Raw genomic sequence first — 14388 nt, forward strand, 5'->3', positions numbered from 1 at the left:
TCTGTCGACCATGTGTCGCGTCGGTGCGAAGATCCCCGTACGGAGTGTCCGTGGCGAATGCCAGACTCACATGCCATGGGGCACACAGAGGATCTTGTGGCGAGGCTCGCGCGTGGCGAGAAAGTGAAGTACCTGCCGTTCTGGGGGCATCGTCCGCGCTCCGACGGCCGGCTCGGCGCGAGCTGTCTGAGCCAGTGGTGGCCGTCGCCGTTCACCGTCGGTCCGGTGACGTACGCGTCGGCGGAGCACTGGATGATGGCCGGCAAGGCGCGGCTCTTCGGGGACGAGCAGGCGGAGATACGGGCCGTCGCGGCGAGCAGCCCGGCGGCGGCGAAGAAGGTGGGCCGGCTGGTCCGCGGATTCGACGAGAGCGTCTGGGTGCGCGAGCGGTTCGCCCTGGTGGTGGAGGGCAGCGTCCACAAGTTCGGCCAGGACCCGGCGCTGCGGGCGTACCTGCTGAGCACGGGGGAACGCGTGCTGGTCGAGGCGAGCCCCGTCGACCGGATCTGGGGCGTCGGTCACGCCTGGGACGACCCGAGGGTGACCGACCCGGCCCGCTGGGCGGGGCTGAACCTGCTCGGCTTCGCACTCATGGAGGCGCGGGCGCGCCTGCGCGCGCTCTGACGGACGGGGCCCGGAGCACCGTTCGCCGGACGGGCCGCGTTCCGGCCCGTCCGGCGGTCGAGCGCTGAGCGGCTACCGGCCGGTGCCGATCACGAGCGACGTGGAGTACGGATCGTCGTACTCGCCGCCGTCGTTGAACTCTTCGCTGTGCGTGGCGAACAGCCAGATGAAGAAGCCGATGATCGCCGCACCGAGGGCGATGCCGATGGAGCCCAGGATGACTCCGGTCAGCGCCTGACCGTTGTTGTCGGCCTCGCCGCGGGCTACGCGCTTGCGCCCCAGGATGCCGAAGATCAGGGCCAGTACGCCCAGGATCAGGCTCGGAATCCCGTAGAGGCAGAACAGGCAGACGGCCAGGATGCCGAGCACCATGGCGGCCGTGCCGAGACCGTTGGCGGGCGGCGGGCCGCCCCAGCCGGGCTGGCCGCCGTAGCCGGGATAGCCCGGGTAGCCGCCGTACGGCGGGACGGGCGCGGCCGGATAGCCGTACTGCCCCGCGGGCGGAGCGGCCTGCCCCGGACCGTTGGGCGCGATCGGCGGCGGCGGTACGGACGCGTCACCGGGCCCGAAGCCGGCACCGGGGCCCCCGGGCCCGAAGCCGGCACCGGGGCCCCCGGGCCCGAAGCCGGCACCCGCGTCAGCCTGCCCGTATCCCGGAACACCCGCTCCCGGCACGGGGCCGCCGCCCACGCCCGGCATGGCGCCGATGGTCGGCTGGTCGTGCACGGGCGGCGGTCCGGCGGCGGCCGGTTTGCCCAGCTCCACCCGGCCGTCCGGCGGCGCCCACGGATCGTGCGGCGCGCGCCCGCCCCCGGGCTGCTCTGTGCTGTCTGACATGGGCCTCCCCCATCGTGGTCCCGTCATGCTACGGCCCGGCCCCCGGCCGCCCACCCCCGCATACGATGATCGGAGCGGCCGGTGCTCCCGGCCGGAAGACGCCGACCGCCAAGACTTCCGGAGAGTCCGATGAACGATCTGCACCCCTTCATCGCGGGGCTGCCCAAGGCCGAGCTCCACGTCCACCACGTCGGATCGGCCTCACCGCGCATCGTCTCGGAACTGGCCGCGCACCACCCCGACTCCAAGGTCCCCACGGATCCGGAAGCGCTGGCGGACTTCTTCACCTTCACCGACTTCGCGCACTTCGTCGACGTCTACCTCTCCGTGGTGGACCTGATCCGCACCCCCGAGGACGTACGGCTGCTCACCTTCGAGGTGGCCCGGGACATGGCCCGCCAGAACATCCGGTACGCGGAGCTGACCGTCACCCCGTTCAGCTCGACCCGGCGCGGCATCCCGGAGGTCGGCTTCATGGAGGCCATCGAGGACGCGCGCAAGGCCGCCGAGGCCGAACTCGGGGTCGTACTCCGCTGGTGCTTCGACATTCCCGGCGAGGCCGGCCTGGAGGCCGCCGCGGAGACCACCCGCCTCGCCCTGGACCTGCGGCCCGAAGGGCTCATCTCGTTCGGCCTCGGCGGCCCGGAGGTGGGCGTCGAGCGCCCCCAGTTCAAGCCGTACTTCGACCGGGCGATCGCCGCGGGCCTGCACTCGGTCCCCCACGCCGGGGAGACCACGGGACCGCAGACCGTCTGGGACGCGCTCACCGCCCTGCGCGCCGAGCGCATCGGCCACGGCACCAGCTCCGTCCAGGACCCGAAGCTGCTCGACCACCTCGCCGAGCACCGGATTCCCCTGGAGGTCTGCCCGACCTCGAACATCGCCACCCGCGCGGTGGCCGATCTCGATCTGCACCCGGTCCGCGAGATGGTCGGGGCGGGCGTGCTCGTCACGATCAACAGCGACGACCCGCCGATGTTCGGCACCGACCTCAACAACGAGTACGCCGTGGCGGCCCGCCTCCTCGGCCTCGACGAGCGCGGGGTGGCGGACCTCGCGAAGAACGCGGTGGAGGCGTCCTACCTGGACCAGGCAGGCAAGCGGAAGCTGGCCACCGAGATCGACACGTACACGGCGAACTGGCTGGAGACCCCCGCCCGGTGACCTCCCGCCACAATGGCCCCATGGCTCACCCCCTCCACACCGTCCGCGCCGTCACCGCCGTGGCACACCGCGGCGATCCGTACCGCGCCCGCGAGAACACGCTGCTCTCGGTCCGCTCCGCCCTGGAACGCGGGGCGGACGCGGTCGAGATCGACGTCCGCGTCACCCGCGACGGCGTGCCGGTCCTGCTGCACGACTCCACGCTGGAACGGCTGTGGGGCCACGAGCTGCGTCTCGACCGGCTGCGCCACCAGGAACTGACGGAGCTGACCTCGGGCGGCGTGCCCACACTGCGGGAGGCGCTGCTCGCCACCGCGGATCACCGCCTCATGATCGACCTGCCCGGCTGCACCGACGCCTCCGTACGGAAGATCGTCGGCGTGGTCCACGAGTGCGGGGCGGCAGACCGGGTGTACTACTGCGCGGGCGGTGGGGCGATGCTCCGCGTCCGGGCGGCTGATCCGTCCGCCGAGATCGCGCTGACCTGGAACACGCTCGTGCCGCCGCGCGCCGCGCTCGTGGACGCCGTGAAGCCCCGCTGGATGAACTACCGGTTCGGTCTGGTGAGCCGGGAGCTGACGGACCGCGTGCACCGTGACGGGATGCTGGTCTCGGCGTGGACGGCCGACACCAAGCGCACGATGCGCCGCCTGATCGGGCGGGGAGTCGACTCGATCACCACGAACCGCGTCGACGCACTGCACGGCCTGCTCGCCAACTTCCCCACCCGTAAGGCGTCTTGATCAATCCGGCATGATGGTAGGCGCGGCATCGTCCGTGATGCCCGGCCCGGCACCAGAGGAGCAGACGTGACCGACCCCAGCACCGAATCCGTCCCCGCCCGCGTCCGTTCCGACGTCGCGCACAACGCCCGGGTCTGGAACTACTGGCTGGGCGGCAAGGACAACTACCCGGTGGACCGGACGGTGGGCGACCAGGTCACCGGCATGTATCCGAGCATCGGCGAAGTGGCGCGCGCCGACCGGGCGTTCCTCGGCCGCGTGGTGCGGCATCTGGCCGGAGACCGGGGCGTCACCCAGTTCCTGGACATCGGCACGGGCCTGCCGACCTTCAACAACACCCACGAGATCGCGCAGCACACCGTCCCGCACTCCCGCATCGTGTACGTCGACAACGACCCGATCGTGCTTGCGCACGCACGGGCGCTGCTCACCAGCTCCCCCGAGGGCGCCACGGAGTACATCGACGCGGACGCCCACCACCCGGAGCAGATCCTGCGCTCCGTCGAGCCGACCCTGGACCTGGGGCAGCCGGTCGCGGTGATGATGCTCGGCATCCTGAACTTCGTCCTGGACACCGGCGAGGCACAGGGCATTGTACGGAAGCTGATGGACGCGATCCCGTCCGGCAGCTACCTGGCGCTCACCCACCCCACGCTGGAGCTGGGCGGCGAGGGCAACGAGGCGGCGATGCGCTTCTGGAACGAGAACGCCACTCCGCCGATCACCGCCCGCACCCGCGCCGAGTTCGCCGCGTTCATGGACGGTCTGGACATCCTGGAGCCGGGCATCGTGTCCTGCGCCCAGTGGCGCGCCGAACCCGGCAGCCCGGCGGCCGAGGTCGCCCAGTTCGGCGCGGTGGCCCGGAAGCCCTAGTGGACATATGGGGGGCGGGAACACGGGCGCTGCGCTCCAGGAGCCCATGGGCGGCGGACATCGGGGTCGCCCTGCTGGTGCAGGCGGCGGTGACCATGCCGTGGGTCCTGCCCCGCGATCCACGTCTGGAGCCGGCGACGGCGACCGCGTATCTGCTGACGACGCTCACCGTGGTGCCGCTGGTGTGGCGGCGCAGGGCACCCGCCCGGGTCCTCCTCGCGGTCATCGCGGCCCAGGGCCTGTACGGGCTCGCCGTCGACGGCCCCGGGCAGACACTCCCGTACACCGGTCTGGTCGCCCTCTACACCGTGGCCGCCCAGGCACCGGCGCCCCGGCGCCGGATGCTCGGTGCGCTGACGCTCGCGATCGTCTTCCCCTCGACCGCGTTCAACACCGGCGAGGCGCGGGAGCTGGTGTTCTCGCTCATCGTCTTCACCGCGGCGTACGCCTTCGGGCTGCTCACCCGCACCCGGCAGGCGTACACCCGGGCCGTGGAGGACCGGGCGCGGCAGCTGGAACGGACACGGCGGATCGAGGCCGAGCAGGCCGCGGCGCGTGAACGGGCCCGGATCGCAAGGGAGATGCACGACATCCTCTCCCACGCGGTGAGTCTGATGATCGTGCAGGCGGAGGCCGGTCCGGTGGCGGTCCGTGCGGCGCCGGAGCGGGCGGAGGCCGCGTTCGACGCGATCTCGGAGACCGGCAGGGACGCGATGGTGCAGCTGCGCCGGATGCTCGGCGTGCTCCGCGAGGACGAGGGCCCGCAGGACGCACCGCGTGGACCGCAGCCCGCGCTCGCCGGGCTCCCCGCGCTGATCGAGCGGGTCCGCGCCGGCGGCCTGCACGTCACGCACACGACTACGGGTCCCGACCGGCCGCTCCCCCTGGACACGGAGGCCACCGTCCACCGCATCGTGCAGGAGGCCCTGACGAACGTGGTCAAGCACGCCGGTGCCGATCACGTCTCCGTACAACTCGACCGCACGGATTACGCGGTGACGATCACGGTGACGGACGACGGACGGGGGCCCGGGACCACGACCGGGTTCGGCCTGATCGGCATCCGCGAACGGGCCGCGGCACACGGCGGGACGGCCCGCACGGGCGTGGGACCCGGCGGCCGGGGTTTCCGGGTCCACGTCACCCTTCCCATCACCACATCAACGAAAGGGGTGCCGAGTTGACGATCCGAGTGGTGGTGGCCGACGACCAGGAACTCGTACGCAGCGGCTTCGCGATGATCCTGGACGCCCAGCCGGACATCGAGGTCGTCGCGGAGGCGGCGAACGGGGCACAGGCGGTCGACGCGGTGCGCAGGCTGCGCCCCGAGGTGGTCCTGCTGGACATCCGGATGCCCGTCATGGACGGCATCGAGGCATGCCGGGCGATCAGTTCGGAGACGAGTTGCCGGACCGTCATGCTCACCACGTTCGACTCCGACGACCACGTCTACGAGGCGCTGCACGCGGGCGCGAGCGGTTTTCTGCTCAAGGACGTGCGCCGGGACGATCTCGTCCATGCGGTACGGGTGGTGGCCGCCGGTGATTCGTTGCTGGCTCCGTCCGTGGCCCGTCGGCTGATCGCCGAGTACACCGCACGCCCGGCGGCGCACGGCGTGTCGGCGTCCGAGCGTCTCGACGTGCTGACCGCCCGCGAGCGGGAGACCCTGCTGCATCTGGCGCGCGGCCTGTCCAATGCGGAGATCGCCGGCGCACTGGTCGTCAGCGAGCACACGGTGAAGACACATGTGGGGAACGTGCTGTCCAAACTGGGCCTGCGCGACCGGATCCAGGCGGTCATCTGCGCGTACGAGTCGGGACTCGTCGCTCCCTCGCCGGAGGGAGAAGCCGCCCTCAACTCCCGCGTACAGGCGAGAAGACGACCAGCCACAGACCGCTCGCCTGGGTGATCCCCCGGGGCCCGGCGGTCACCAGGATGGAGTCCGTCAGCAGGGCCGCCCGAGATGACCGGCGGCCCCCGGATTCCCCGCCCAGGAGGCATCACGATGAACACCCGCACCCGCACGGTCCTCGCCGCCGCCCTCGTTCTCGGCATCGCCGCGGGCCCGGCAGTCCCGGCCTCCGCCCTCGGCGCCGCCCCGTCGGTCACAGCGACCACGGCGTACGACCCCCCGGACACGGAGGCACTGCGCGCCGTGATCGCCGGGCTGCCGGACGACGGCGCGACAGCCGCTCTCGTACGGCTCTCCGGCAGCGACGGCAGCTGGCGGGGCAGCTCAGGCGTGCACGACCTGAGAACGAACCGCCCGGCCGATCCGGACGCGAGGTTCCGTGCGGGATCGGTGACCAAGGTCTTCACCGCGGCGACGGTCCTCCAGCTCGCCGCGGAGCGGAAGGTCGGCCTGGACCGGCCCGTCCGTGACTACCTCCCGGAAGACGTCCCGGCCGCCTACGGAAAGGTCACCGTCCGGCAGCTGCTGAATCACACGAGCGGCCTGCCGTCCCCCGATTTCCCCGGCAGCACGACCGAGGACTACTACGCCAACCGCTTCCATGTCTTCTCGCCGCGCGAGATGGTCGCCTCCGCGACCGCCAAGAAGGAGCTGTTCCCCGCCGGCACCCGGCAGAACTACTCCAACATCGGGTACACCGTGGCCGGCCTCCTGATCGAGAAGGTCACGGGACACTCTTACGAGAGTGAGGTCACGCGCCGCATCCTGAAGCCGCTCGGCCTGCACGGCACGTCGTTGCCCGGCACCGATCCCCGGATCCACGGCCCGCACAACCACGGCTACCAGAAGCTGGTGCGGGCCGACGGCACCACGGTGCTGCGCGATGCCAGCGTCTGGAGCGTCACGGACGGCTGGGCGGCGGGCGACATCATCTCGACCTCTGCGGACCTGGAGCACTTCATCAGGGCCCTGTTCAGCGGCGAGGTGGTGCGCGGTCCGCTGCTGGAGGAGATGTTCACGCTGCCCGACGCTTCCGTGCGCGACTACAGCACGGGCGGCCCCGCGGCGTACAGCGTCGGCCTGACCTCATGGAAACTGGGCGGCCGCCAGATCTGGGGCAAGACCGGCGGACGCTGGGGCTACAACGCGGGGATCGGGTCCGCACGCGATCTCTCGCGCACGCTCGTCTACAGCATCAACTCCACGGACGCGAAGGGCCGGAACACCAACGCCGTGGTGATGAACCTGATCGTCACCGCCTTCGGTGAGCCGTCGCGGGACTGAACCGGTGGCCGGGCCTACAGGCCGACGATGGCGTTCCACCTCTTGGTGAAGGCGGCGCGTTCCCCGGAGGTGATGTCGCGGGCGATGGCCAGCCGTTCGCGCATCGCCCCGTCGGGGAAGATCAGCGGGTCCTCGGCGAGCGCGGCGGTCTCCTCGTCCCTGGAGGAGGCCAGTACGTCGCGGGCGGCGGGGACCGGGCACACGTAGTTGACCCAGGTGGCCAGTTCGGCGGCCACCTCCGGTTCGTAGTAGTGGTCGACCAGCTTCTCCGCGTTGCGCTTGTGACCGGCGAGGTTGGGGATCATCAGGCTCTCCGCCCACAGCTCGGCACCCTCCTGCGGCACCACGAACTCGATGTCCGGGTTGTCCGCCTGGAGCTGGATGACATCGCCGGAGTACGCCTGGCAGGCGAGGACGTCGCCGGTGGACAGGTCCTTGATGTAGTCGTTCCCGGTGAAACGGCGGATGTGCCGGGACCTGACCAGCCCGTCGACCTGCTCGCACATCTCGTGGAAGTCGTCGGCCGTCCAGCGGGTGACGTCCACCCCGTTGCCCTGCATCAGCAGCGCGAAGGACTCGTCGAGCCCGGAGAGCAGCGTCACCCTGCCCCGCAGGTCGTCCGCCCACAGATCGCCCGTGTGCTGGATCTCGCGGCCGAGCTTCCTCCGGTTGTACGCGATGCCGGTGATCCCGGACTGCCAGGGGACGCTGTGCGTACGGCCCTCGTCGAAGGAGGGCGAACGCAGCTGAGGATCGAGGTACCTGGCGACGTTGGGCTGCCGTGCCCGGTCCATCTCCTGCACCCAGCCCAGACGTACGAACCGGGCGGCCATCCAGTCACTGAGGACGATCAGGTCCCGGCCGGTGCTCTGATGGTTCATCAGGGACGGGCTGATCTTCCCGAAGAACTCGTCGTTGTCGTTGATCTCCTCGGTGTACGTGACGGAGATCCCGGTGCGCCGCGTGAACGCGTCGAGGGTGGGCCGGCGGGACTCGTCCTCGTCGTCGGTGTCGATGTACAGCGGCCAGTTGGCGAAGTGCAGGGACCGGTCGCCGTCCGAGGTGTCGCGCCCGGCACGGTCGCCCGGCTCGACGTAGGCGGCGGGTACCCCGCAGCCCGCCAGGGTGGCGCCGGCCGCACCCGCCCCGAGGAGACGCAGGAGGGAACGGCGGGACATGGGGTCCTTCATGATCGCTCGCACCTGCGCAGGATGCCGGTCGGCGCAGAGGCGGGCAATGGCCCGACCGTCCAGCGGAGCAGGCCCGTTCCGCACACCCTGTCGATGCGGCGCGGGCCCCGGGCACGGAAAACGGCCCCGGGCCTGAGCCCGGGGCCGTGAAACCGCTGTGCGGTACGCCGGTCAGTCGTCGAGCGACGTCATGACGTGCTTGATGCGGGTGTAGTCCTCGAAGCCGTAGGCGGAGAGGTCCTTGCCGTAGCCGGACTTCTTGAATCCACCGTGCGGCATCTCGGCGACGAGCGGGATGTGGGTGTTGATCCACACACAGCCGAAGTCGAGGTTCTTGGACATCCGCATGGCGCGCGAGTGGTCCTTGGTCCACACCGAGGACGCCAGCGCGTACTCGACGCCGTTCGCGTACTCCAGCGCCTGGGCCTCGTCCGTGAACGACTGGACCGTGATGACCGGACCGAAGACCTCGTTCTGGATGATCTCGTCGTCCTGCTTGAGGCCGGAGACCACGGTGGGGGCGTAGAAGTAGCCCTTCTCGCCGACCCGCTGACCGCCCGCCTCGACCTTGGCGTGCGCGGGGAGGCGCTCGATGAATCCGCTGACCTGCTTCAGCTGGTTGGCGTTGTTGAGCGGCCCGTAGAGCACGTCCTCATCGTCCGGGAGCCCGGTCTTCGTGTCGGCCGCGGCCTTGGCGAGCGCGGTGACGAACTCGTCGTGGACCGACTCGTGGACCAGCACGCGGGTCGCGGCCGTGCAGTCCTGGCCGGCGTTGAAGAAGCCCGCGACGGAGATGCCCTCGACGGCCTTGGCGATGTCGCTGTCCTCGAAGACCACCGCGGGCGCCTTGCCGCCGAGCTCCAGGTGAACGCGCTTGACGTCCTTGGCCGCGGACTCGGCGACCTGCATGCCGGCCCGTACCGAACCGGTGATGGAGGCCATCGCCGGGGTCGGGTGCTCGACCATCGCGCGGCCGGTGTCACGGTCGCCGCAGATGACGTTGAAGACGCCCTTGGGGAGGATCTGGCCGATGATCTCCGCGATCAGCACGGTCGACGCCGGGGTGGTGTCGGACGGCTTGATGACGACGGTGTTGCCCGCGGCGAGCGCCGGGGCGAACTTCCAGACGGCCATCATCATCGGGTAGTTCCACGGCGCGACCTGGGCGCACACGCCCACCGGCTCGCGACGGATGATGGAGGTCAGGCCCTCCATGTACTCGCCCGCCGAGCGGCCTTCGAGCAGCCGGGCGGCACCCGCGAAGAAGCGGATCTGGTCCACCATCGGCGGGACTTCTTCGGTACGGGTGAGCTCCAGCGGCTTGCCGGTGTTCTCCGACTCGGCCGCGATGAGGTCCTCGGCACGCTCCTCGAAGGCATCCGCGATCTTGAGCAGAGCCTTCTGGCGCTCGGCCGGCGTCACGTCACGCCAGGCCGGGAAAGCGGCGGCTGCCGCCGCCATGGCGGCATCGACGTCGGCCTGTCCCGAGAGCGGGGAGGTCGCGTAGACCTCTTCCGTCACCGGGTTGACCACGTCGATGGTCCGCCCGTCCGCGGCGTCCCGGAACTCTCCGTTGATGTAGTTGCGCAGACGGCGCACCTCGGTGGTCACAACCACCCCTCCTGTCGGCTGTCCGATGGATGAGATTCCACCCTAATCGCTTCGGTGACGCTTTCGACATACCCACAGTCCGCCATCTTCGGATTCAGTGAGATCCTGGCCCCCAAACAACGAATTTCATCGATCTGGGCTTGCCAGACAGACGAGTCCCGGTGCAGAGTGGGTCTGTGGCCAGTCGCAGCGCAGACTCCAGGACCGGGAACGGATCGTCCCCGACGGTCGATGCCGTCTCTCTCGCAATCATCGAGCAGCTCCAGGAGGACGGACGCCGTCCGTACGCCGCGATCGGCAAGGCCGTCGGCCTGTCCGAAGCGGCCGTGCGTCAGCGCGTCCAGAAGCTGCTCGACCAGGGCGTGATGCAGATCGTCGCCGTCACGGACCCGCTCACCGTGGGACTCCGCCGGCAGGCGATGGTCGGCATAAATGTCGAGGGAGACCTCGACCCCGTCTCGGAAGCCCTGTCGGCCATGGCCGAGTGCGAGTACGTGGTCATGACCGCGGGCTCCTTCGACCTGATGGTGGAGATCGTCTGCGAGGACGACGACCACCTGCTGGAGACGATCAACAAACGCATCCGGGCCATACCCGGTGTGCGCTCCACCGAGAGCTTCGTCTACCTCAAGCTCAAGAAGCAGACCTATATGTGGGGAACCCGATAGCCGTGAGCAAGGACCTCAGCCGAACCGCGTACGACCACCTGTGGATGCACTTCACCCGCATGTCGGACTACGAGAACGCGCCCGTTCCCACCATCGTGCGTGGCGAGGGCACCTACATCTTCGACGACAAGGGCAAGCGCTACCTCGACGGCCTCTCCGGCCTGTTCGTGGTCAACGCCGGCCACGGTCGTCATGAGCTCGCCGAGACGGCGTACAAGCAGGCGCAGGAGCTCGCTTTCTTCCCGGTGTGGTCGTACGCCCACCCGAAGGCCGTCGAGCTCGCGGAGCGTCTCGCGAACTACGCTCCGGGTGACCTGAACAAGGTCTTCTTCACGACCGGTGGCGGCGAGGCCGTCGAGACCGCGTGGAAGCTGGCGAAGCAGTACTTCAAGCTCACCGGCGAGCCGACCAAGTACAAGGTCATCTCCCGCGCGGTGGCGTACCACGGCACCCCGCAGGGCGCCCTGTCCATCACGGGCCTGCCGGCCCTGAAGGCCCCCTTCGAGCCGCTGGTTCCCGGCGCTCACAAGGTGCCGAACACCAACATCTACCGCGCCCCGATCCACGGCGACGACCCGGAGGCCTACGGCCGCTGGTGCGCCGACCAGATCGAGCAGGAGATCCTCTTCGAGGGCCCCGAGACCGTCGCCGCGGTCTTCCTGGAGCCGGTGCAGAACGCCGGTGGCTGCTTCCCGCCGCCGCCCGGGTACTTCCAGCGGGTCCGCGAGATCTGTGACCAGTACAACGTGCTGCTCGTCTCGGACGAGACGATCTGCGCCTTCGGCCGCCTCGGCACGATGTTCGCGTGCGACAAGTTCGACTACGTGCCGGACATGATCACCTGCGCCAAGGGCATGACCTCGGGCTACTCCCCGATCGGCGCGTGCATCGTCTCGGACCGCCTGGCGGAGCCGTTCTACAAGGGTGGCAACACCTTCCTGCACGGCTACACCTTCGGTGGCCACCCGGTCTCCGCGGCCGTCGGTATCGCCAACCTCGACATCTTCGAGCGCGAGGGCCTCAACCAGCACGTCCTCGACACCGAGAGCGCGTTCCTCAAGACGCTGCAGAAGCTGCACGACCTGCCGATCGTCGGCGACGTCCGCGGCAACGGCTTCTTCTACGGCATCGAGCTGGTGAAGGACAAGGCCACCAAGGAGACCTTCTCCGACGAGGAGACCGAGCGCGTCCTGTACGGCTTCCTCTCCAAGGCGCTGTACGAGAACGGTCTGTACTGCCGTGCCGACGACCGCGGCGACCCGGTCGTCCAGCTCGCGCCGCCGCTGATCTCCGACCAGGCGACCTTCGACGAGATCGAGGGCATCCTGCGGTCCGTGCTCACGGAGGCGTGGACGAAGCTCTGACCCCGACGGTGACCCCTGGCTGACGACGTTCCAGCGGTCATTTCATACGGTCCACGCGGCCCGGATACGCCTTTCGAGTGAGAAGGAGCGCATCCGGGCCGCGTGCTGTGCGCACACCCGGGCCGGGCTGCCTACCGTGCCGAGTGACCGATCGGCCGCGTCTTCGTTCCCCCGTACGGGGGACAGGAAATCTGAACTGAACCGAGGTGTACGCCATGGTGGCCCCGCCGGACAACGACGTGATCTGGGCGCGTTCCCTGCACCACTCCCACAACGGCTCGCCCGCCCTCGGCGGTGTCTCCGTCGGCATCCGGGACGGCGAGATCCTGGCCGTGACCGGGCCGCGCGGCAGCGGGAAGACCACGCTGCTGCACTGCCTGTCCGGACAGCTGGTGCCCCAGGAGGGCGAGGTCTGGTTCAACAGCGTCCCCGTCCATACCATGGGCCCGCGCCTGCGCGAACAGCTGCGCCGCGAGCGCTTCGCCTGGATCGCCCCCGAACCCCAGCTCGTACCGGAGCTGACCACCTGGGAGAACGCGGCCCTTCCGCTGCTCCTGCGGGGCACCTCGCACCGGGCCGCCAAGAAGGCGGCGCTGGAATGGCTGGAGCGGCTCGACATCGCCACGTTCGCCAAGAAGCGGCCCCACGCGCTGCTCCAGGCACAGCGCCAGCGCGTCTCCGTCGCCCGGGCACTGACCGCCTCGCCGTCGGTGATCTTCGCCGACGAGCCGACCGCGACGCTGCACCGCGCGGACCGCACGCAGCTCCTGCGCACCCTGACGACCGCGGCCCGCTCGCACGGCATCACGGTCGTCCTCGCCACCCATGACGTGGAGGTCGCCGCGCTCGCGGACCGCGCGGTCGCCCTGCTGGACGGCCGCCGCGTCAGCACCGTCACCCTGCCCGCCGTATCCGATACGGAAGGCCGCTCGGCGTGCTCGCTCTCCGTCTGACCCGCGGTACGCATCCCCTGGTCCTGATGCGGCGCCTGCTCGTCGCCGCCGCCTCGGCCGGGGTCGGCTTCCTGTTGCTGTGCACCCTCGGGTACGCCTCCAGTCACCCGGCGCAGTCCACCGGTTCGGTACTGCGCCTGCTGTGGTGCCTCGTCCCGCTGGCGGCCACCGTGCAGTTCGCCGTCGCGGTGGCCCGGACGGACCCGGGCACCCGGCCCCGCCCGGGGCTCTCCGCCATCGGGCTCGGACCGGTCAGGCTCTCCGTGCTCGCGGCCGTCTCCACGGCGGTCTCCACCACGCTCGGCTCGATGGTGGCCCTGCTCCTCTTCCTGCACCTGCGGGGCGATCTGACCGGGCTGCCGTTCGACGGCGGCGCGGCCGAACTGCTGGGCGCGGGCGCCCCGTTGCCGCTGGCAGCCGCCCTCACCCTCCTCGCCCTCGTACCGGTGGCCTCGGCGCTCGCGACCGCGCGCGCCCTGCGCTCCCGGCCCCCGGCGCCCTCCTCCGACGCCTCCGGGGCGGCCGGGGAAGCCGGTCCCTCCGGGGCACCGTCCGGTCTGCCGTGGGGCGTCGCCCTGACCGCTGCCGGCCTCGCGGTCGAGGCGTACGCGAGCCGGGGAGCGCCGGGCAGCCCGTTCCCCCTGCCGGGCAGGCTGGACGCCACCCCGGCCGGTGTTCTGGCCGGCTGGACGCTGACGGCGATCGGTCTGGCCATGGCGGGCCCCGGCCTCACCTACCTCTGCGGACAACTGCTCCAGACCGCGCGCCCGGGAGCCGTACGCCTGCTGGCGGGCCGGGTCCTGATGGACGAGGCGCGCAGGATCGGCCGCCCGATCGGGGTCGTCTGCGCGGTGCTGTCCGGAGTGCTCGCGGCCGCCGCGCTGTACGGGACGGGGCCCCGCCCCTTCGGTCCCCTCACCGCTCTGGGTGCGGTACTCGTCCTGGGCTGCACGACCGCGACGCTGCTGACCTCCGCGCTGGAGGCGAAGCAGGCCCGCGTCCAGACCGCCGACGCCCTGCTCAGGATGGGCGCCCCGGCTTCGGCCCTGCGCAGCGCCACCGCCCTGCGCGCCGGCGCGCTGCTCGCCGTGTTCGCCCCGCTGACCTGGGCAGTGGCGCAACTGGCCGCACTGCCCCTGACCGCCTGACGGGTCCGCACAGCCGG

Annotated in this window: 14 protein-coding genes; 11 read left to right on the forward strand and 3 right to left on the reverse strand. The window is 70.7% G+C overall.

Annotated features, from left to right (window positions below; translation table 11 throughout):
* The first annotated feature begins 75 nt into the window (after positions 1–75).
* Complete coding sequence (locus tag ACFWSK_RS06655) at positions 76–624, forward strand: NADAR family protein (RefSeq protein ID WP_383782721.1); 549 nt, start codon at positions 76–78, stop codon at positions 622–624.
* A 72-nt stretch (positions 625–696) separates the two neighbouring features.
* Here the strand turns inward: ACFWSK_RS06655 and ACFWSK_RS06660 are convergent, their stop codons facing one another.
* On the reverse strand, positions 697–1461 hold the full coding sequence (locus ACFWSK_RS06660) for a DUF4190 domain-containing protein (protein WP_383782723.1): 765 nt from the start codon (positions 1459–1461) through the stop codon (positions 697–699).
* A gap of 129 nt (positions 1462–1590) precedes the next feature.
* On the opposite strand from ACFWSK_RS06660, the gene ACFWSK_RS06665 reads away from it, so the two are divergent.
* From ACFWSK_RS06665 to ACFWSK_RS06690, 6 genes are all read left to right on the forward strand, one after another.
* Positions 1591–2625, forward strand: a complete 1035-nt coding sequence (locus tag ACFWSK_RS06665) for an adenosine deaminase (RefSeq protein WP_383782725.1) — start codon at positions 1591–1593, stop codon at positions 2623–2625.
* A gap of 20 nt (positions 2626–2645) precedes the next feature.
* A complete protein-coding gene (locus ACFWSK_RS06670) occupies positions 2646–3368 on the forward strand; it encodes a glycerophosphodiester phosphodiesterase (RefSeq protein WP_383782727.1) in 723 nt (240 codons plus the stop codon).
* 66 nt (positions 3369–3434) lie between these two features.
* Positions 3435–4241 (forward strand): SAM-dependent methyltransferase, encoded by an 807-nt coding sequence (locus ACFWSK_RS06675; RefSeq protein ID WP_383782729.1) that lies wholly within the window; start codon positions 3435–3437, stop codon positions 4239–4241.
* Between the two features lie 95 nt (positions 4242–4336).
* A complete protein-coding gene (locus ACFWSK_RS06680; protein ID WP_383782927.1) occupies positions 4337–5425 on the forward strand; it encodes a sensor histidine kinase in 1089 nt (362 codons plus the stop codon).
* Complete coding sequence (locus ACFWSK_RS06685) at positions 5422–6150, forward strand: response regulator (protein WP_383782731.1); 729 nt, start codon at positions 5422–5424, stop codon at positions 6148–6150. The genes ACFWSK_RS06680 and ACFWSK_RS06685 overlap by 4 nt, the downstream gene beginning before the upstream one ends.
* Before the next feature lie 96 nt (positions 6151–6246).
* Positions 6247–7437 (forward strand): serine hydrolase domain-containing protein, encoded by a 1191-nt coding sequence (locus ACFWSK_RS06690; protein WP_383782733.1) that lies wholly within the window; start codon positions 6247–6249, stop codon positions 7435–7437.
* 14 nt (positions 7438–7451) lie between these two features.
* Here ACFWSK_RS06690 and ACFWSK_RS06695 read toward each other — a convergent pair whose 3' ends face one another.
* A complete protein-coding gene (locus ACFWSK_RS06695) occupies positions 7452–8615 on the reverse strand; it encodes a spermidine/putrescine ABC transporter substrate-binding protein (RefSeq protein WP_383782735.1) in 1164 nt (387 codons plus the stop codon).
* Between the two features lie 183 nt (positions 8616–8798).
* Positions 8799–10238 carry a gamma-aminobutyraldehyde dehydrogenase gene (locus ACFWSK_RS06700; RefSeq protein WP_383782737.1) on the reverse strand — a complete coding sequence of 480 codons (1440 nt, stop codon included), beginning with the start codon at positions 10236–10238 and terminating at the stop codon, positions 8799–8801.
* 176 nt (positions 10239–10414) lie between these two features.
* Here ACFWSK_RS06700 and ACFWSK_RS06705 point away from each other — a divergent pair, with 176 nt between their 5' ends.
* The 4 genes from ACFWSK_RS06705 (at position 10415) to ACFWSK_RS06720 (ending at position 14371) form a co-directional block, all read left to right on the forward strand.
* Positions 10415–10906: an Lrp/AsnC family transcriptional regulator gene (locus ACFWSK_RS06705; protein WP_383782739.1), complete on the forward strand. Its 492-nt coding sequence runs from the start codon at positions 10415–10417 to the stop codon at positions 10904–10906.
* Positions 10891–12270, forward strand: coding sequence for an aspartate aminotransferase family protein (locus ACFWSK_RS06710; RefSeq protein ID WP_383782741.1), 1380 nt, complete (start codon positions 10891–10893; stop codon positions 12268–12270). Before ACFWSK_RS06705 ends, ACFWSK_RS06710 begins: the two co-directional genes overlap by 16 nt.
* A gap of 215 nt (positions 12271–12485) precedes the next feature.
* The gene (locus ACFWSK_RS06715; RefSeq protein WP_383782743.1) at positions 12486–13223 is read left to right on the forward strand and encodes an ABC transporter ATP-binding protein; all 738 of its coding nucleotides are present in this window, start codon (positions 12486–12488) and stop codon (positions 13221–13223) included.
* Positions 13205–14371 carry a hypothetical protein gene (locus tag ACFWSK_RS06720; protein ID WP_383782745.1) on the forward strand — a complete coding sequence of 389 codons (1167 nt, stop codon included), beginning with the start codon at positions 13205–13207 and terminating at the stop codon, positions 14369–14371. Before ACFWSK_RS06715 ends, ACFWSK_RS06720 begins: the two co-directional genes overlap by 19 nt.
* Positions 14372–14388: the final 17 nt, after the last annotated feature.

The organism is Streptomyces sp. NPDC058620 (assembly GCF_042717135.1).
GTDB lineage: Bacteria > Actinomycetota > Actinomycetes > Streptomycetales > Streptomycetaceae > Streptomyces.

Bases quoted from the DNA above. Each gene is read 5' to 3' on its own strand.
- ACFWSK_RS06655 (WP_383782721.1), top strand. From the start codon at position 76: ATGGGGCACACAGAGGATCTTGTGGCGAGGCTCGCGCGTGGCGAGAAA.
- ACFWSK_RS06660 (WP_383782723.1), bottom strand. From the start codon at position 1,461: ATGTCAGACAGCACAGAGCAGCCCGGGGGCGGGCGCGCGCCGCACGAT.
- ACFWSK_RS06665 (WP_383782725.1), top strand. From the start codon at position 1,591: ATGAACGATCTGCACCCCTTCATCGCGGGGCTGCCCAAGGCCGAGCTC.
- ACFWSK_RS06670 (WP_383782727.1), top strand. From the start codon at position 2,646: ATGGCTCACCCCCTCCACACCGTCCGCGCCGTCACCGCCGTGGCACAC.
- ACFWSK_RS06680 (WP_383782927.1), top strand. From the start codon at position 4,337: ATGCCGTGGGTCCTGCCCCGCGATCCACGTCTGGAGCCGGCGACGGCG.
- ACFWSK_RS06690 (WP_383782733.1), top strand. From the start codon at position 6,247: ATGAACACCCGCACCCGCACGGTCCTCGCCGCCGCCCTCGTTCTCGGC.
- ACFWSK_RS06695 (WP_383782735.1), bottom strand. From the start codon at position 8,615: ATGTCCCGCCGTTCCCTCCTGCGTCTCCTCGGGGCGGGTGCGGCCGGC.
- ACFWSK_RS06715 (WP_383782743.1), top strand. From the start codon at position 12,486: ATGGTGGCCCCGCCGGACAACGACGTGATCTGGGCGCGTTCCCTGCAC.